The following is a 17,741-nucleotide window of genomic DNA, read 5'->3' on the forward strand; positions in this document are numbered from 1 at the left end:
GTTCCTTTCGGTTGGTGCTCGGCCACGGCCCGTGGCGGGCCTGCCAGAAGCGGGGTGTGTGCTTGCGCTGTCGTGATCACGAACCAGTCAGAGGACCGGCACGGGATCAGGCGGCAGCGCCCTCCGATTCCTGCTTCTGACGCAGGGCATCGATGACGCGGGCGGCCTGGGCGGTGTTCGCGGTGAAGACGTACGCGGCCTGGAACAGCTTGGCCTTCATCGCGCCGGCCGCCTTGGCCAGCAGGACCTCGCGGGACTCGAGGTCCGCGAGCTTCGTGACCTCCGCAGCGGTCAGGGGGCGCCCGTCGAGGACACCGCCCTTGATGACCAGCGCGGGGTTCGCCTTGGCGAAGTCACGCAGACCCTTGGCTGCCTCGACCGGGTCCCCGGTGACGAAGGCAATGGCCGACGGGCCCTGCAGGTCGGCGTCGAGTCCCTCGACACCGGCCTCCTTGGCCGCGATGGCGGTCAGCGTGTTCTTCACCACGGCGTAGGTTGCGTTGCCGCTGAGCGACCGACGCAGCTGCTTGAGCTGCGCGACGGTGAGCCCGCGGTACTCGGTCAGCACGGCAGCGTTCGAGTCGCGGAACTTGTCCGAGAGCTCGACGACTGCGGCTGCCTTGTCCGGCCTCGCCATGGCAATCCTTCCGGTGGTGGTACCACCGGCGTGGCCCCGGAACGAGAACGAGCCCCGCGCAGGCGCGGGGCTCGGTGTCGCTCGCACGGCGGGGCCGGGCGGACGTCGTCGATTCGCTACCTGCGCTGGCCTCCACCTCGTGGTGGGACTTCGGCCTTCACGTCCTGCAGAGGAGTCTGCGGGCAGCGTCGGACGACCGGCGGTCTTGGGTACGCGTCCATCGTACGGGACGACGGCGCGTGGTCCAAACCGCGGCCCGAGCAGGACGACGGCCTCGCTCAGCGGCGTCGTGGAGGACGCAGCGGCGACACGACGGCTCACACGACGAGCGGCCCGAAGCAGACGAGGGGCACGGGCTCCGGCTCGTCCGCGACAGCGCGCGCGAGCGCGGTCCCGGGCATCGCGCCGTCGCGCAGCTCGGCGTGCAGGGCCGGCATGACCCGCGCTGCGACGTCGTCGCGCAGCGGGCCGACGCTGGCGATCACCGCTCGCGCGCCGAGTCGTAGCAGGACGCTCGTGAGCCCCAGCGACTCCCCGCCGATGCGCGGCGTCGACAGGCCCACCTCGCACGCCGACAGGACGACGACCACCCCTCTCAGGTCGATGCCGTCGAGCTCGTGGGCGAACAGCGGCCCGTCGGCGAGACGGAGCGACGAGAACAGCGGGTTGTCGATGTCGTGCGTGCCGTGCGCGGCCAGGTGCACGACGCCGGCGTCGGGGAGCCTCTCCACCGCGGCGCTGCAGGTCGCGCCCTCCCCCGAGATCAGGTGCGCGTCCTCCCACACGCCCGCCACGAGCTTCGCCTCAGCGGCGGCGAACCGCAGTCCCGGTCCGGCCACGACGAGCGCCTCGCCCTGGCGACGGACGGGGAGGCCCTGCTGCAGGTCGACCCACGAGTTCGCCCAGGTCCGACGTCCCTTCCTGGACGGCAGGGACGCCCACGGCACGGCGAGCAGGAGGTTCCGCGCCGCGATGTGGAGGTCGCCGTCCGCCGCGAGCGGAGCGACCAGCGCGTCGTCGAGCCAGGTCAGCGAACGCTGGAGCGACGACACGGCCGCCGTCCGCATCGGGACGGGGATGAGAGCGTTGGCGAGCACCGCGAAGTCCGCGCGCGCCCGCCGCACCCGCTCGGCGACGTCGCCGAGCGGTGCGAGGCGGAGGAGGCGCGAGCCGTCCCGCGACACCCTGACCGCCATCACGTCGCCGCCCGAGAGCACCAGGTCCGCGACGACGGCCCCGGACCCGCTGTCGGCGAGCGCCGACCGCAGCTCGCGCGTCGTCGTCGGCGTCGGGGTGCCGGCCTCGCCCTCGTGCCGCCAGGACCGTCGCCGCGCGTCGTCCTGGAGTCGCCTCGCCTCTCGCAGGTGCTGCTGGCGCCGGAGCTGGGCCGCTCCCTCGCCGTCGGACCCGATGTCCCGCGCCGCCTCGACCTCGCGGCGCGCGGCGGTGAGCAGCGCGGCCAGCTCCGGGTCGGCGGGTGGCCGCACGCGCCCGGATCCCGCGAACGTCGCGCGCCCTCGCTCCACCGCGTCGAAGACGTCGGCCGGCCGGCCCGTGCCGAGCGCCGCGTCGACGTCCAGGTTCCCGAGCCGCACGCCGTGGACCGCCGTCGCCGTCACCGCGTCGACCGAGCCGAGCCGCGCCCGGTGCTCGGCGATCGCCCGCTGACCGTGCCGGACCGCACGGACCCCGTTGCGGCGGTCACCGCGGGCGAACGCCAGCTGCGCTCGGACGACCTGGTGCTGCACACGGACGGGGAACGGGGCCCACTCGGGGAGCCGCCGGATCTCGGCGAGGACGTCCTGGGCATGGTCCAGGCGGCCGGCGAGGATCGACCACTCCGCGGCCTGGAGCCGGGCCGGCACGCTGACCCCGAACCGAGCGACCGCGCCGCGGGCGTCGCCCTCGCGCGCGACCTCGAGGGCGAGGTCGATGCGCCGGGACACACGCGTGCGCGACACCTGCTCCGTGCGGTCCGCGGCGAGCATCGCCTCCAGCTCCACGACCCGGGCGTACAGGCCCCACGTGGTGTTGCCCGCCCGCACGTACAGCCGGCGGGCCTGGCCCGCGAGGGCCCGCGAGTCGTCGTACCGCCGGAGTCCCACCAGACATCGGGCACGGTCCAGCAGCGCCTCCGCGCGTTCCTGGGCCAACCCGTCCCCGGCGAGGAGAGAAGCCGCCTCCTCCAGCGCGACCTCGGCCTCGGAGAGCAGCCCGACCTCGTAGAGCACGCGTGCCCTGCCGACGAGCGCGACGCCGTCCGGTCCCTCGGGCAGGTACGTCACGGAGTCGTCGAAGTACTTCAGGGCCGCGGGCATGTCGCCCCGCACGTGGTGCATGTACCCGATGTTGTGCATCGCGAAGGAGACGTAGTAATCGTTGTCGAGCAGGCGCGCGTGCTCCAGCGCGCGCTCGTAGTCGGCGAGCGCCGCGTCCATGACGCCGAGGTCGACGAGCGCCGACCCGCGGTTCAGGCTCAGCACCGTCAGGTCACGGTGGTCGGCGGGGTCCGCGAGGTCGAGCGCCACGGTCAGCGGACGGACCGCCGCCTTGCTGTCACCCGAGCGGAGCAGGAGCACGCCGTGCTGGCCGTGGACCAGACCACGGAGCCGGCCGTCCAGCGGACCTGCCGCAGCCTGCGCCGTCGCCAGCACGTCTCGGCCCGCGTCCACGCTCCCCGTGAGCGCGTAGGCGCAGGCGGCCTCGCCCACGAGCGCACGGACCCGGACCTCCCGGGACCAACGGGTCGCCCCGTTGGCCCCCTCCCACAGCTCCACGTCGCGGACGAGGCGACGGAACTCGCGGGAGGCGGGGCGCACCTTCGAGAGCGCGTTCATCTCCTGCGCGCCCCGGAGGCGGTCGGTGAACCCACGACGCACGTCGTCGTTCATCCGACCGCCCCCCGCCCGTGGTCAGGCGGTGGTGACCCCCTGCGCGAACAGTCCCGGTACACGTCGCACAGCATCCCACGCGCTCGCCGTGCGCTGCCTGACGGCGTCCTGGGCAGCCGCGGCGGACTCCGGCGCGGCCTCGGCCTTCTCCGCCTCGCTCGTCCGTCGCGCACGCTCCTCGAGGATCTCTCGAGCGATCTCCGCGGCAAGATAGGGCGCGGAGAAGGAGGTACCGCTCCAGGACGCGAAGCCACCCTTGAAGTCGTCAGGGTCGACGGACGCGCGCACACCCGGGCCGAGGCGTTCCGGGAGCCGGACGGACGGCGTCACCGGACCGTCGATGGTCGTCGGCATGGTGCTCACGACGGCGGCACCGGGCTTCACGGCCGTGACCCAGGGACCGTCGTTGCTGAACACCGCGACGGTCGAGTCGGGATTGGTCGCGCCGACGGCGACGATCGGGGTGTAGTCGGGCTTGAGGTCCGCGGGCTTCCGGGGCACGGCCCCGTCGACGGTGCGGTCGACCCTGGGCGTCCACGCAGCAGGGAACATCGGTCGCGTCGTCCCGTCGTTCCCGGCAGCGACGACCACCACGACGCCGGCCTTGCGCAGGGCGCGCAGGACGCGGCGCAGCGGACCGTCGTAGCCGTAGTCCTCGGGCTGCTCGTGGTAGTAGCCCATCGCGAGGACCACGACGTCCACCGGGTGGTAGTCCTTCGTGCCCCGCAGACCGAGCCGGTGGAATCGGAGGAGGCGCCACAGCGTGTGGAGGACCTCCCACTCGGGGACGTCCCCGGAGCCGCCGAAGGCGCGCACGGACAGGAGCACCGCGTCCGGGCAGAGCTGGTGCACGATGCCGGCCTGGAACGTGCCGTGGCCCGCGACCGGGTCGAGCGGGCCCGTGAGCGGGTCCTTGCTCATCCCTCCGTACTCCGCGTCCTCCGAGTCGATGCGCGGGACGGGGAACGTGCCGATCGGGGTGTCGTCCAGCGTCGCGTCGCGCACGACCACCGAGTCCGGCCGGTCCGACGGCTCGCCCGGCACGTAGGTCCCGAACCAGGGGTGCGTCCCGACACCCGTGTCGACGAGAGCGACCGAGGGCCTCCGGAAGCCCTCTGCCGTGACCCACGGGTTCGGGCCGTCGGCGAAGCGTCGCACCGGCGCGGGCGCGATGAGCCGGACCGGGACGAGGCCCCCGGAGCCGGGCACCCCGTACTCGTCGATCGCGCTCACGGGGAGGGGCGTCGAGCGAGGACGCGACACCGGGACGAAGGGCAGCGGGGTCGTACGGCGCTGCGCACGCATGACGTGGTCGAGCCCGGCGGCCGGCGCCTCGAGCCCGTCGTCGTCCCGCAGGTCGCCGAGCTCGGAACCGATGCGCTCCAGCACCTCCCACGTGTCCGCCTCGACGTCGTCCGGACGGACCGGCACGAACCGCAGCGCGTACCCGAACGCGTCGTCGTCGTCCATCGCGAGGTCACCGAGGCGGCTGTCGTACACGACCTGGTACCCCAGGTCGGCCGCGATACGGCGTACGCCGTCGAGCCAGGTCGTCGGCGCGTCGTCGCCGGTCCACGCCGGGAGGGCGACCTCGGCGCCGGGACCACCCGCCCGCAGGCTCTCGGCCTCCGGGCGGGCGAGGTCTCGCAGACCGGCGGGCGGTGCTCCACGGACGATGATGCGGTCCGACACGTACGCCGTGGGCTCCACGCGCGAGGCGCCCGGACTGCGACGGACGCGCTCCGGGTCGAGGTGCCGGACCGGTCGACGACCGCCGACGGCGTCTCGGACCGTGCGGGCCGGGGGGATCTCAGGGGTCTCGCTCACGTGCTCCTCCTCGAGGACGACAGGTCTCGCCGGCCCGGTCCGGTGCCACGGCCGGTCCGGCACGCGCGACGCTCACCGTCGCGCGGCGGGGTTCAGGGTGCAGTCGTGGCGCCGTGACCGACCGGGTCACGGCGCCGACCTGCGGCTCTACAGCTCGATGACCGGCGTGCTCACGGCTCCGCCGGTGCCGTCGGCGCGGCGCACGACGAGGCTCGCCGGGCCACGGTCGACGGCGTCGAAGACGAACCGGCCGTCGTCGTCGCTCGCGGTCTCGGTCACCGACCCCGGCCGGTGCAGCTCGACGCGCAGCGCCGTCGCGGGCGCGGCCCAGCCGTCGACGCGTACCCGGCCGCCCTCGGCGGGCGACAGCGAGATCATCACGGTGACGGACTCGGACGTGAACGTGATCGTCCGCGCCTCGACGGGCGGCGCGTCGCCGCGCACCGACATGGCGGGGGCCTGGACGTACTCCAGCTCCATGACCTCGGCCTCGAGGCCGGCGAGCGTGATGGCGAACAGGGACCGCTCGACCAGGCCCGCGGGCACGGGGTCGAGCTCGTCCGCGATGCGGGCGAGGTCGGCGAGGAGCGCGACGTCGACCACGTCCAGGGGCTCGTCGGGGCTGTGCTTGGACTCGGCGCTCATGATGTTTCCCACGATTCCCCCTGGTCGTCGATGATGTCGCGCAGCTTGGCGAGGCAGCGGCCGCGCGTGGAGCCGATGCTGCCGACCGGCATGCCGATCGCAGCAGAGATGGCCTTGTAGTCCGGCCGGTCGGCCAGGGAGACGAGCCGCAGCAGCTTCTGGCACCGGTCCGGAAGCAGGTCGAGGGCTCGCCACAACCCGCGGTCCCGCTCGTTGCGCAGCACCTCGAGGTCCGGCGTCGGGTCTCCCGACGGCAGCTCTGGCACGCCCTCGTCGGTGTCATCGGGCAGCTCGGTGCGGCGTCGCGCGTCGTCACGGTGCTTGCGCACCGTCTCCCACGCCGCGCGCTTGGCCGTGATGAGCAGCCACTTGAGCACGGCGTGGGGTTCCTTGATGGTCATCGCGTTGCGGACGAGCGCCACCCACACGGTCTGCACGACGTCGTCGGCCTGCTCGCGGTCGACGCCCTGCGCACGGACGGTGTGCCAGAGCAGCGGCGTCGCCTCGCGGACGAAGTCGCCCAGGGCCTGCGGTCGCCCGTCCCGGTACTCGAGGAGCGCGACGGCTCCCCGGTCCCCGAGGCTGGGTTCCGGTTGACCGGTGTCGGCGAGATCTTCGGTCGTCCTCGTCATCGGCGGCTCTGTCCTCGGCACGCTCGTGCGATCAGCCGGCGGCGGGGGTTCCGCCGGGACGCCTGATGGTACGGCGAACTCATCGGGCTCGACAACCATCGTCACTGGTCACGACCCTCCGTGCTTGCTCTGTCGCGGCCTCATCGTTCTCCTCCGTGGTGAGCGTGAACCGGCTGCTCGGGGTACGGATCGCACCCTGCACCCGGACGAGAGGGGCCCCCTTCCGCGTCTGATACATCCGATGGCACCCAGTTTGCGCACAGGTTTCTTCCGGCCCCACCTGCCGGTCACCCATCCGTGCCTGCGACGTCTCCGAACCCGGTCCGAGCGCGGGAGCGGCCCGCGCCACGACACCGAAGGTGGGTACGCACCATGTCCTCGTCCCCGAACCGACTCCTCGCCATCGTGCTCGGCGCCGTCTACCTGCTCGTGGGCCTCGCAGGGTTCGTCGTGACGTCCGGCGTCGGCTTCGCCGCCACGGAGGGCGAGAACCTGCTGCTGTTCGAGGTGAACCCGCTGCACAACGTCGTGCACCTCGGCATCGGCGCCGCACTGCTCCTGGCGTCCCGCTCGGTCTCCGCCGCCAAGGCGGTCAACGTGACGGTCGGCGCCGTCTACCTGCTGGTCGGCGTGGTCGGCCTCTTCCTCGTCGGGACGGCCGCCAACGTCATCGCGCTCAACGGCGCCGACAACGTGCTGCACCTCGGCAGCGCGATCCTCCTGCTCGGCGTGGGCCTCGCGGCGGACAAGCAGGCCGCTCCCCGCGCCGTGACGGCGTGAGCCGACAGGCACCTCTGCTCCGCGTCCTCGTCGGGTTCGCCCTGCTGGGCGCCGGGATCGTCAACCTCGGCCTGGTCCGGGGGACCTTCCCGGAGCCCGCCGGGTTCCTCGCGCTCGGGCTCGGTGCGGCGGAGGTCGGCACGGCGCTCCTCGCGCTCGCCGACGCCCCTTCCCGGCGCCTGGGCACGACGACGCTCGGTCGGGTCGGGATCGGCGCGCTCGCCGCGGGGAGCGTCGCCCAGGCGGCCCTCGCGGTCTCGGGCGGCGGACGTCTCGGCCCGACCGTCACCGCGGCGGCCGCACTGCAGCTCGCGGGTGCGGGGATGCTGGGCGTCCTGACGCGCACCGCGCCGGCCACGCCGGGTCGGGACGTCGCCTCCGCCGCCGCGGAACCCCCCGGACCGCGGCCCGCTGCTCGCTCCGGAGCCGGTACCAGAGCAGACGCCGGTGCCGGCGCCGGTGCGCGCGCGCTTCCGGGAACGGCTCCTTCGGGAACCGGCCTGCGGACCGCGGGCTCACTCGCTGCGCTCTTCACCGGCGCGATCCTCGTGGCGACGGTCGCGACGTTCGGGCTCGGTGCCACCGAGGCGGGCGAGCACGCCGTCCCCCACGGCGACCACCGTCTGCCCGGTCCCCCGGGCCTCCGCGGGCACCATCCGTGAGCCGGCGACCCGTCGCGTCTACGCGTTCTCCCGTAGCCGACCGGACCGAAGTAGCGGGAGATCCCTCATGCCACGCCGCACCGCGGGCTCCTAGCGTCGAGACGACCCGTCGACGAGACCGGTCGGCGCGTGGCGACGTCGCGCGCGTCCGAGACCCGAGGAGCACCACCGTGAGAACCCACTCGACCGCCCGCGCGCGCCGCGGGACCGGACGGGCGCTGCGCGCGCTCGCCACCGCCGCGACCGCTCTGGCCCTCGCCGCCACGGGTGCGCTGACCGTCGCCCCGGCGACGGACGCCCCCGCGACCAGCCCGACGGCGACCGCACCGGCGGCCGCTGCACCGTCGGGCACGCAGTGGCTCACCGGCTACTGGCACAACTTCGACAACGGCTCCGTGACGATGCGCCTGTCGGAGATCCCGCAGGCGTACAACCTCGTCGCGATCGCGTTCGCCGACAACCTCGCCGGGACGCCCGGCGGCATCACGTTCGACCTGGCGAGCGCGGAGCTCGACGGGTACACCGAGGCGCAGTTCACGGCCGACGTCGCGACCATCCGCTCCCAGGGGCGCAAGGTCGTGATCTCCGTCGGGGGCGAGCGCGGGAACGTCGTCGTCTCCAACGCCACCGAGGCGAAGAACTTCGCCGACACCACGTACGCGCTCATGCAGGAGTACGGCTTCGACGGCGTCGACATCGACCTCGAGCACGGGATCAACGCGACGTACATGGCGAGCGCGCTGCGCCAGCTGTCCGCCAAGGCCGGGCCCGACCTCGTCATCACGATGGCGCCGCAGACCATCGACTACCAGGCGACGAGCATGGGCTACTACCAGCTCACGCTCGCCATCAAGGACATCCTCACGATCGTCAACACGCAGTACTACAACTCCGGCTCGATGATGGGCTGCAACCAGCAGGTCTACTCCCAGGGCACGGTCGACTTCCTCACCGCGCTGTCGTGCATCCAGCTCGAGATGGGGCTCCGGCCGGACCAGGTCGGCATCGGAGTCCCCGCGGTCCCCCGCGCTGCCGGTGGCGGGTACCAGCCGCTGGCGAACGTCGTGAAGGCCGTCGACTGCCTCGAGGTCGGGACCGGCTGCGGCACCTTCCGGCCCGCGACGCCCTACGGGAAGATCGGGGGCGTCATGACGTGGTCGATCAACTGGGACAAGACCAACGGCTACGAGGTCGCGGACGTCATCGGTGGCCGGCTCGCGAGCGGCCCGACCGACCCGACCGACCCGACCGACCCGACGGACCCGACGGACCCCACCGATCCGACCGACCCCACGGACCCGGGCGACTGCACCGCACCCTCGTGGTCCGCCTCGGCGGTCTACACCGGCGGCAACCGTGTCACGTACCAGGGCCGCACGTACGAGGCGAAATGGTGGACGACGAACGAGAACCCGAGCCAGAGCGGTCAGTGGGGCGTCTGGCGAGACCTCGGCGCCTGCTGACATCCCCTCCTGGAACGCCGACGGCGCGGCTCCCCGGGGGGAACCGCGCCGTCGGCGTGGTGCGCTCGGGCTGGGCCCGGTCGCGACGAGGAACGCTGCGGTCAGGCCGCGTCGTCCTCGAGGAGCTTCGTCGTCTTGGACTGGTCGAGCGGGATGCCCGGGCCCATCGTCGTCGTCAGCGTGGCCTTGGTGATGTACCGGCCCTTCGACGACGACGGCTTGAGACGCAGGACCTCTTCGATCGCCGCCGCGTAGTTCTCCACCAGCGCCGTCTCGTCGAACGAGACCTTGCCGATGATGAAGTGCAGGTTCGAGTGCTTGTCGACGCGGAACTCGATCTTGCCGCCCTTGATGTCGGTGACGGCCTTGGTCACGTCCATCGTCACGGTGCCGGTCTTCGGGTTCGGCATGAGGCCACGGGGACCCAGCACCTTGCCCAGGCGACCGACCTTGCCCATGAGGTCCGGCGTCGCGACCGCGGCGTCGAAGTCGGTGTAGCCGGCGGCCACCTTCTCGATGAGCTCGTCGCCACCGACCTCGTCGGCGCCGGCCGCGCGGGCCTCCTCGGCCTTCGCCGCGTTCGCGAAGACGATGACGCGGGCCGTCTTGCCCGTGCCGTTGGGGAGGTTCACCGTGCCGCGGACCATCTGGTCCGCCTTGCGCGGGTCGACACCCAGGCGGAAGACGACCTCGACGGTCGCGTCGTACTTGACGGTCGACGTCTCCTTGGCGAGACGGATCGCCTCGAGCGGGGCGTAGAGACGCTCCCGGTCGATCTTCTCCTCGGCGTTGCGGTACGCCTTGCTGCGCGTTGCCATGCTGCTTCTCCTTCTGCAGTCGTGGTCAGCGGGTCCGCGCGGACCCTGCCACTGCCGCCCACGGACGTGGGCGGACGATCTGATGATGCCGAGCGACGCTCAGCCCGCTGTGCTGCTGCTCGGGCTGAGCGACGCTCGCTCTGCTCAGCCCTCGTGCTCACGGTCGGGCTGAGCGACGCTCGCGCTCCGGCAGGACTCGCTGGCGCTCGTCCTAACTCCGCGCTCGCTCTGCTCAGCCCTCGACGGTGATGCCCATCGAGCGGGCCGTGCCGGCGATGATCTTCGACGCGGCGTCGATGTCGTTCGCGTTGAGGTCCTCGAGCTTGGTCTGGGCGATCTCGCGCACCTGGTCGGCGGTCAGCTTCGCGACCTTGACCGTGTGCGGCGTCGCCGAGCCCTTCTGGACGCCCGCGGCCTTCTTGATGAGCTCCGCGGCCGGCGGGGTCTTCGTCACGAAGGTGAACGAGCGGTCCTCGTAGACGGTGATCTCGACCGGGATCACGTTGCCGCGCTGCGACTCGGTGGCCGCGTTGTAGGCCTTGCAGAACTCCATGATGTTCACGCCGTGCTGACCGAGCGCGGGGCCGATCGGCGGTGCGGGCGTCGCCGCACCGGCCTGGATCTGGAGCTTGATGAGGCCGGAGACCTTCTTCTTGGGAGGCATGAGTCTTCCCTGTCCTTCTTCTCGTGGGCCGACGCCGTGGGCGATGACCCGGTTGCAGTACTGCGCTCGCACGCGCTCCCGGCGGACGCCGGGCGCCGTGTCAGATCTTGGCGACCTGGTTGAACGACAGCTCGACCGGGGTCTCCCGGCCGAAGATGGAGACGAGGACCTTGAGCTTCTGGTTCTCGACGTTGATCTCGGAGATCGTGGCGGGCAGCGTGTCGAACGGTCCGTCGGTGACGGTGACCGACTCGCCGACGGTGAAGTCGACCTCGATCGGGGCCCTGGCCGCCGCGGGGAGCGGCTTGCCGGGCTCGGGTGCCGGCGCGAGCGTCGACGCGAGCATCGAGAAGACCTCGTCGAGCGTCAGCGGCACGGGCTGGTGGGTGTGACCGACGAAGCCGGTGACACCGGGCGTGTGACGCACCGCGCCCCACGACTCGTCGGTGAGGTCCATGCGCACGAGGACGTAGCCGGGGATGCGGACACGACGCACGATCTTCTTCTGCGCGTTCTTGATCTCGGCCACCTCCTCCATGGGGACCTCGATCTGGAAGATGTAGTCCTCCATGTTCAGGCTCTGGATGCGGTTCTCCAGGTTGGCCTTCACACGGTTCTCGTACCCGGCGTACGAGTGGATGACGTACCAGTCGCCGGGCTGCGTGCGCAGCGCGCGCTTGAACTCCGCGACCGGGTCCTCGATGACGTCTCCGTCCTCGTCGGACGGGCGCTCGTCCTCGACGTCATCGACGTCGTCGGCCTCGGTCGCGCCGGACTCGTCGTCGTCCGTCTCGAGCTCGTCGCTCTCCACGAGCTCGCCGGTCTCGTCGACCTCGGGCGCGTCCGTGGTCTCGTCGACCTCGTCCTGGGCACCCTCGGGCTGCGTCGGGTCGACGTTCTCCGTCTGGTCCAGCGACTCCTGGGACACGAACGAACCTGCTTTCTGCTGACCGGCTTCGATGACTTCTGGAAGGACTGCTGCTGGAAGCGCCGACGGCGCCCCGAGGGGCGCCGGGTGCCGGGTGACCGGCACGTCGGGTGCGTCGTGGCCGGCTAGTCCCCGAAGACCCACAGGACGGCCTGGCCGATCCCGAGGTCGAGCACCGTCACGAAGGCCATGACGACGACGACGAAGACCAGGACGACCGTGGTGTAGGTGATCAGCTCGGACCGCGTCGGCGTGACGACCTTGCGGAGCTCGGCGACCACTTGGCGCACGAAGAGCGCGATACGGGCGAAGAGGTTGGGCTTCTTGTCCTTGACGGGACGGCCCTTCGTCACCTCGTCGGCGCGTGCGCCGTCCGCACCCACGGCCTCTGACGGCGATTCGCTCACTGATCTACCCCATCGCTGACGTGCGGGACGTGCCCCGGACCTGCTGGAACCTCTCGTGCAGCCCGTTCTCGGACCACGCACGACCCCCGAGAGGGAGGTGCTGTGCAGGGTAGACAGGACTCGAACCTGCAACCTGCGGTTTTGGAGACCGCTGCGCTACCAATTGCGCCACTACCCTTCGCGACCGACACCCCTCTGCCGCCACCGGAGGCTCGACGTGGAACGTCGAGGCGCGGCACAACAGGTGGGCATCAACCACCGAAGGAATACTGTACGCGACACCGGGCGCCTGGTCGAACCACGTCCGAACCACGTCCGCGCCGTGTCGACGCGACCCGGACCGGAGCGCTCGTCCACCGATCGGTGGACGTCAGGAGCGGACGAACGGTCGTCGCGGTCGCCGCCCCCGGAGGACGACGCTGGTCGTCATGAAGAGCACACAGGAAGGCACGAGCGCACCCCGTGGCGCGTCGCGCGCCGGCGCGACCGGGACGCTGCCACCGCCGGCGCCGGCGGTCGAGGTGCGCGGCCTGCGCAAGCGGTACGGCGCCAAGCAGGCCGTCGCCGGGATCGACCTGCGGGTCGAGAGGGGCGAGATCTTCGCCCTCCTCGGGCCCAACGGCGCCGGCAAGACGACGACCGTCGAGATCCTCGAGGGCTTCCGCTCGCGGGACGACGGCGAGGTGCGCGTGCTCGGCGTGGACCCGCAGACCGCGGGCCGCGCGTGGCGCGACCGCATCGGCGTCGTGCTGCAGGACTCGCGCGACCTCTCCGAGTTCACGGTCGCCGAGACAGTCAGGCACTTCGCCGGCTTCTACGCCGACCCGCGCGACCCGGAGCAGGTGATCGACGCCGTCGGGCTCCGCGAGAAGGCGGGGACCCGCACGCGTCAGCTGTCCGGTGGCCAACGGCGCCGGCTCGACGTCGCCCTCGGCATCGTGGGACGGCCCGAGCTCGTGTTCCTCGACGAGCCGACCACCGGCTTCGACCCGCAGGCGCGGCGCGCGTTCTGGGAGCTCGTCCGCTCGCTGCGCGACGGCGGCACGACGATCCTGCTCACGACCCACTACCTCGACGAGGCGGCCCAGCTCGCCGACCGCGTCGCGGTGCTGAGAGACGGCGTCGTCGTCGCGCTCGACGCCCCCGACCGCCTGGGTGGCCCGGACGCCCGCCGGCCCGCCGTCCGCTGGTTCGACGACGGCCTGCACCGCGAGGAGCGCACGGACCGCCCTGCCGCGGTCGTCGCACGGCTGGCCGCCCGCTACGCGGACGGGGAGGTGCCCGGCCTCGAGGTCGTCCGCCCGTCGCTCGAGGACGTCTACCTCGAGCTCATCGGCGGCGCGGCCGCCACACCGCCGCGTCCCGGACCCGGAGCACCCGCCGACCTCCCTACTCCCACCCCCGACCAGGAGGAACGACCGTGAGCACCACGACCGCACCGAGCGCGAGCAACGCGCCGACCCGCGCGTCCGCCCTGCCCGGGGTCGCCCGTCTGGGTCTCGCCCGGACCAGGGCGGAGCTGCGCGGGTTCTTCCGCGAGCGCGACGCGGTGATCTTCGTCTTCACCTACCCCGTCATCATGCTGGCGATCTTCGCGACGGTGTTCGACGGCCAGGAGCAGTCCACGGGCGACTACGGCGTGCCCTTCGCGCAGTACTTCCTGCCCGGCATGCTCGCCACGGGCATCATGCTCACCGGGTTCCAGTCGCTCGCGATCTCGATCGCCGTCGAGCGCGACGACGGCACCCTCAAGCGGCTGCGCTCCACTCCCCTGCCGGCCGTCGCGTACTTCCTCGGCAAGATCGGGCTCGTCCTCGCCACGGCGATCGGCCAGACGGTGCTGCTCCTCGCGCTCGCCGCGTTCGCGTTCGACGTGCCCATGCCGTGGGACATGCCCGACGGCGCGAGTCGCGTCGCGACGTTCGTGTGGGTGTTCGTCCTGGGCTGCGCGACGGGCGCGGTGTGCGGGGTCGGGTTCTCGTCCCTGCCGCGCTCGGGGAAGTCGGTGACGGCTGTCGTGACGCCGGTCGTGCTCGTCCTGCAGTTCATCTCCGGCGTCTTCTTCGCCTTCTTCGCGCTGCCGTCGTGGATGCAGACGGTCGCGTCGCTCTTCCCGCTGAAGTGGATGGCGCAGGGCATGCGGTCGGTCTTCCTGCCCGAGCAGGCGGTGGTCCTCGAGCCGTCGGGGTCGTGGCAGCACGGGGCGACGGCTGCTGTACTGGTCGCATGGCTGGTGGTGGGGCTCGTGGTCGGGGTGCGGACGTTCCGGTGGAGGCGCCGTGACGACGGCTGACCCGTCCGGGGCCGCGGAGAACGCGACGGCGCAGCTCGACGGGACCTGGGCCCGGGACGTGCGCTGGTGGGACGTCGCGTTCTACCTCATCGCCGGCCTGAGCGGTGTCGCGCTGCTGACCGCGTCCGTGCGCGGGACGGAGCTCGTCGTGGCGCTCGGGGCGATCGCCACGATGGTCGTCGCGTACGTGGCCTGGGGCCGGCGCGCGGCGCGCACGCGCGACCAGGTGGCGGCCCATCTCTACCTGGTCGTGGCCGTCACGGCGACGGTCGTCGTCGCCGCGCAGGACAGCCTCGGCACGCTGCTGCTGTTCGCGACCTTCACGCAGATCTGGATGATGTCCGAGCACCTGTGGGCGCAGGTCGTGCTGTGCGTCGCGCTCGCGGGCGGCACCGCGCTCGCGCTCGCGTGGGACCCTGCTCGCGGCGGCGTCGACGCGTCAGCGCTCGCGAGCACGGCACCGCAGATGGGGGTCGCCCTCGCCTTCTCGATCGGCCTCGGCCTGTGGACGGCCCACACCATGCGCCAGTCGGAGCGGCACGCCCGCCTCGTCGACGCGCTGCGCGCGACCCAGGCCGAGCTCGCGCGCTCGCACCACCAGGAGGGCGTCGCCGCCGAGCGCGAACGCGTGGCGCGGGAGATCCACGACACGCTCGCCCAGGGATTCACGAGCGTCGTCATGCTGGCCCAGGCCGCGCGCGCCGACCTCGACCGGGACGCGACCGACGCGGCGGCCGAGCGGCTCGCGCTCGTCGAGGCCACCGCGCGCGAGAACCTCGCGGAGGCCCGCGCCCTCGTCGCGGCGACGGGCCCCGTGCCGCTGGAGGCGGGCGGGACGCTCGTGGACGCGATCCTGCGCCTCGCGGAGCGGTTCGGCGCGGAGTCCGGCGTCGCCGTCGGCACGCACCTCGACGCCGTCACGGGTCTCTCCAGCGCCGACGAGGTCGTGCTGCTGCGCTCGGCCCAGGAGTCGCTCGCGAACGTCCGCCGCCACGCGGCCGCACGGTCGGTCCGGGTCGAGCTCGCGCAGGACGCCGCCGTCACGCGTCTCGCGGTGCGCGACGACGGTCGCGGGCTGCCCGCGGACCTCACCGAGGGCTTCGGGCTGCGCGGGATGCGCGAGCGCGTGGCCGCGGGCGGGGGGACGGTCCGTCTCGGCCGCGGCGACAGCGGCGGGACCGTGGTCGTGGTCGAGCTGCCGCGCACCGTACCGCCCCCCGGCACGACGCCGGTGCCTCGGGTCGCGACGGCAGCACCCACGGACCCGCCGCGCGCGGCGGCCGAGGACGCGACGGCGACGACGGGCGGTGCGGCGTGAGCGCCCCCGCGCGCGTCACCACCGTGCGGGTGCTCGTCGTCGACGACCACCCGGTGGTCCGGTCGGGGCTCGTCGGCATGCTCTCGGCGGAGCCGGACCTCGAGGTCGTCGGCGAGGCGGGCGACGGCGCGCAGGCCGTGGCGCTCGCGGGAGAGCTCGCCCCCGACGTCGTGCTCATGGACCTGCGCATGCCCGTGCTCGACGGTGTCGGGGCGACGGCCGAGATCCTCGCCGCCTCGGGCGGTCCGGGCCGACGGTCCACGCCGGACGGCAGGACAGCGGACCGTGCCGCGCCGCGCGTCGTCGTGCTCACGACGTACGAGACGGACACGGACATCCTGCGGGCCGTCGAGGCCGGGGCGACGGGGTACCTGCTCAAGGACACGCCGCGCGAGGAGCTCGTGGCAGGCGTGCGCGCCGCGGCTCGTGGGCAGACGGTGCTCGCACCGAGCGTCGCGACGCGGCTCGTGACGTCGGTCCGCGGCGACCGGCTCACGGACCGCGAGACCGAGGTGCTGCGGCTCGTCGCGCGCGGCCTGTCGAACGCGGCGGTGGGCAGGGAGCTCTTCATCGCCGAGGCGACGGTCAAGACCCACCTGCTGCGCGCGTTCGCGAAGCTCGGCGTGGACGACAGGACGGCCGCGGTGACCGTCGCGATGGACCGGGGCTACCTGACGTCCTCCTGACCCGTGACAGACTCCGGCGTGTGCGAGACCTCGCGACGCTCCCCAAGGCCCACCTGCACCTGCACTTCACGGGGTCGATGCGCCTCGAGACGCTGCGCGAGCTCGCCGAGGGGTACGGCGTCCGGCTCCCCCACGCGCTCCTCGACGGCGACCCGCTGCGCCTGCCCGCCACCGAGCGCGGGTGGTTCCGCTTCCAGCGCCTCTACGACGCCGCGCGCGCGTGCGTCCGCTCGGAGGCCGACATGCGCCGCATCGTGCTCGAGGCGGCGCAGGACGACGCCGCCGAGGGCTCGGGACGGCTCGAGATCCAGGTCGACCCGACGTCGTACGCGCCGTTCGTCGGCGGGATCACCCCCGCCGTCGAGATCGTGCTCGACGCCGCCCGGTCCGCGAGCGCCGCGACCGGGACGGAGGTCGCCGTGGTCGTCGCGGCGTCCCGCATGCGCCACGCGCTCGACGCGCGCACCCTCGCGCGTCTCGCCGCGCAGTACGCGGGCGAGGGGCCCGGGGAGGTCGTGGGGTTCGGGCTGAGCAACGACGAGCGCCGCGGCGACACGGCGGAGTTCGCGCGCGCGTTCGCCATCGCGCGGCGCGCAGGCCTCGCCTCGGTGCCGCACGGCGGCGAGCTGCTCGGGCCGGCGCACGTGCACGAGGTCGTCGAGGCGCTCGTCCCCGACCGGCTCGGTCACGGCGTCCGGTCCGCCGAGGACCGTCGGGTCCTCGACGACCTCGTGGACCGCGGGATCGCGCTCGAGGTGTGCCCCGCGTCGAACGTCTCGCTGGGCGTGTACGACGACGCGGCCCAGGTGCCGCTGGGGACGCTCGTCGACGCGGGCGCGCGCGTCGCGCTCGGGGCCGACGACCCGCTGCTCTTCGGGTCACGGCTCGTCGCGCAGTACGAGATCGCGCGGCACGAGCACGGGTTCTCCGACGACGACCTCGCCGACCTGGCGCGCTCGTCGATCCGGGCGAGCCGGGCGTCGCACGCGACGCGGGCGCGCCTGCTCGCCGGAGTGGACGACTGGCTCGCGGCCGCCTGGCGGTAGCCGTCGGGCGTCCGCTCCGTCCGGGTTCTCATGTGCGTCTCATG

Annotated in this window: 17 protein-coding genes and 1 tRNA gene; 8 read left to right on the forward strand and 10 right to left on the reverse strand. The window is 73.0% G+C overall.

The genetic code is table 11. From position 1 onward, the window contains the following. Nucleotides 1-106: 106 nt before the first annotated feature. The 5 genes from rplJ to ACZCLJ_RS08080 all read right to left on the reverse strand — a co-directional run bounded on the left by rplJ (nucleotide 107) and on the right by ACZCLJ_RS08080 (nucleotide 6,632). Complete coding sequence (rplJ, locus tag ACZCLJ_RS08060) at nucleotides 107-637, reverse strand: 50S ribosomal protein L10 (protein ID WP_251153528.1); 531 nt, start codon at nucleotides 635-637, stop codon at nucleotides 107-109. Between the two features lie 317 nt (nucleotides 638-954). Next, entirely contained in the window at nucleotides 955-3,528 is a 2,574-nt protein-coding gene (locus ACZCLJ_RS08065) for a CHAT domain-containing protein (RefSeq protein WP_463106060.1), read from the reverse strand. Between the two features lie 21 nt (nucleotides 3,529-3,549). Beyond that, nucleotides 3,550-5,355: a S8 family serine peptidase gene (locus ACZCLJ_RS08070; RefSeq protein WP_463106061.1), complete on the reverse strand. Its 1,806-nt coding sequence runs from the start codon at nucleotides 5,353-5,355 to the stop codon at nucleotides 3,550-3,552. A 147-nt stretch (nucleotides 5,356-5,502) separates the two neighbouring features. Continuing rightward, nucleotides 5,503-6,000, reverse strand: a complete 498-nt coding sequence (locus ACZCLJ_RS08075; protein WP_463106062.1) for a hypothetical protein — start codon at nucleotides 5,998-6,000, stop codon at nucleotides 5,503-5,505. Continuing rightward, a complete protein-coding gene (locus tag ACZCLJ_RS08080) occupies nucleotides 5,997-6,632 on the reverse strand; it encodes an RNA polymerase sigma factor (protein ID WP_251153524.1) in 636 nt (211 codons plus the stop codon). Before ACZCLJ_RS08080 ends, ACZCLJ_RS08075 begins: the two co-directional genes overlap by 4 nt. 372 nt (nucleotides 6,633-7,004) lie before the next feature. Between ACZCLJ_RS08080 and ACZCLJ_RS08085 the strand changes: the two genes are divergently transcribed. The 3 genes from ACZCLJ_RS08085 (at nucleotide 7,005) to ACZCLJ_RS08095 (ending at nucleotide 9,537) form a co-directional block, all read left to right on the forward strand. Further along, a complete protein-coding gene (locus ACZCLJ_RS08085) occupies nucleotides 7,005-7,412 on the forward strand; it encodes a DUF4383 domain-containing protein (protein ID WP_463106063.1) in 408 nt (135 codons plus the stop codon). Then, nucleotides 7,409-8,074, forward strand: coding sequence for a hypothetical protein (locus ACZCLJ_RS08090; RefSeq protein WP_463106064.1), 666 nt, complete (start codon nucleotides 7,409-7,411; stop codon nucleotides 8,072-8,074). Before ACZCLJ_RS08085 ends, ACZCLJ_RS08090 begins: the two co-directional genes overlap by 4 nt. Before the next feature lie 170 nt (nucleotides 8,075-8,244). Next, complete coding sequence (locus ACZCLJ_RS08095; protein ID WP_463106065.1) at nucleotides 8,245-9,537, forward strand: glycosyl hydrolase family 18 protein; 1,293 nt, start codon at nucleotides 8,245-8,247, stop codon at nucleotides 9,535-9,537. Nucleotides 9,538-9,638: 101 nt separating this feature from the next. Here the strand turns inward: ACZCLJ_RS08095 and rplA are convergent, their stop codons facing one another. The 5 genes from rplA to ACZCLJ_RS08120 form a co-directional block, all read right to left on the reverse strand. Further along, complete coding sequence (gene rplA / locus ACZCLJ_RS08100) at nucleotides 9,639-10,355, reverse strand: 50S ribosomal protein L1 (RefSeq protein WP_251153520.1); 717 nt, start codon at nucleotides 10,353-10,355, stop codon at nucleotides 9,639-9,641. A 232-nt stretch (nucleotides 10,356-10,587) separates the two neighbouring features. After that, on the reverse strand, nucleotides 10,588-11,019 hold the full coding sequence (gene rplK, locus ACZCLJ_RS08105) for a 50S ribosomal protein L11 (RefSeq protein WP_251153519.1): 432 nt from the start codon (nucleotides 11,017-11,019) through the stop codon (nucleotides 10,588-10,590). Between the two features lie 100 nt (nucleotides 11,020-11,119). After that, nucleotides 11,120-11,947: a transcription termination/antitermination protein NusG gene (gene nusG, locus ACZCLJ_RS08110; RefSeq protein ID WP_463106066.1), complete on the reverse strand. Its 828-nt coding sequence runs from the start codon at nucleotides 11,945-11,947 to the stop codon at nucleotides 11,120-11,122. 125 nt (nucleotides 11,948-12,072) lie between these two features. Beyond that, on the reverse strand, nucleotides 12,073-12,354 hold the full coding sequence (gene secE / locus ACZCLJ_RS08115) for a preprotein translocase subunit SecE (RefSeq protein WP_251153517.1): 282 nt from the start codon (nucleotides 12,352-12,354) through the stop codon (nucleotides 12,073-12,075). Between the two features lie 105 nt (nucleotides 12,355-12,459). Next, nucleotides 12,460-12,532: transfer RNA gene (locus tag ACZCLJ_RS08120), tRNA-Trp, on the reverse strand. Nucleotides 12,533-12,782: 250 nt separating this feature from the next. Between ACZCLJ_RS08120 and ACZCLJ_RS08125 the strand changes: the two genes are divergently transcribed. From ACZCLJ_RS08125 to ACZCLJ_RS08145, 5 genes are all read left to right on the forward strand, one after another. Next, nucleotides 12,783-13,778: an ABC transporter ATP-binding protein gene (locus ACZCLJ_RS08125; RefSeq protein WP_463106067.1), complete on the forward strand. Its 996-nt coding sequence runs from the start codon at nucleotides 12,783-12,785 to the stop codon at nucleotides 13,776-13,778. Beyond that, entirely contained in the window at nucleotides 13,775-14,647 is an 873-nt protein-coding gene (locus tag ACZCLJ_RS08130; protein ID WP_463106068.1) for an ABC transporter permease, read from the forward strand. The genes ACZCLJ_RS08125 and ACZCLJ_RS08130 overlap by 4 nt, the downstream gene beginning before the upstream one ends. Next, nucleotides 14,634-15,965, forward strand: coding sequence for a sensor histidine kinase (locus ACZCLJ_RS08135; RefSeq protein ID WP_463106069.1), 1,332 nt, complete (start codon nucleotides 14,634-14,636; stop codon nucleotides 15,963-15,965). The genes ACZCLJ_RS08130 and ACZCLJ_RS08135 overlap by 14 nt, the downstream gene beginning before the upstream one ends. 77 nt (nucleotides 15,966-16,042) lie before the next feature. Then, nucleotides 16,043-16,651 (forward strand): LuxR C-terminal-related transcriptional regulator, encoded by a 609-nt coding sequence (locus ACZCLJ_RS08140; RefSeq protein ID WP_463106377.1) that lies wholly within the window; start codon nucleotides 16,043-16,045, stop codon nucleotides 16,649-16,651. A 20-nt stretch (nucleotides 16,652-16,671) separates the two neighbouring features. Beyond that, the gene (locus ACZCLJ_RS08145; RefSeq protein WP_463106070.1) at nucleotides 16,672-17,697 is read left to right on the forward strand and encodes an adenosine deaminase; all 1,026 of its coding nucleotides are present in this window, start codon (nucleotides 16,672-16,674) and stop codon (nucleotides 17,695-17,697) included. Nucleotides 17,698-17,741: the final 44 nt, after the last annotated feature.

The organism is Cellulosimicrobium sp. So1_17, assembly GCF_055181235.1.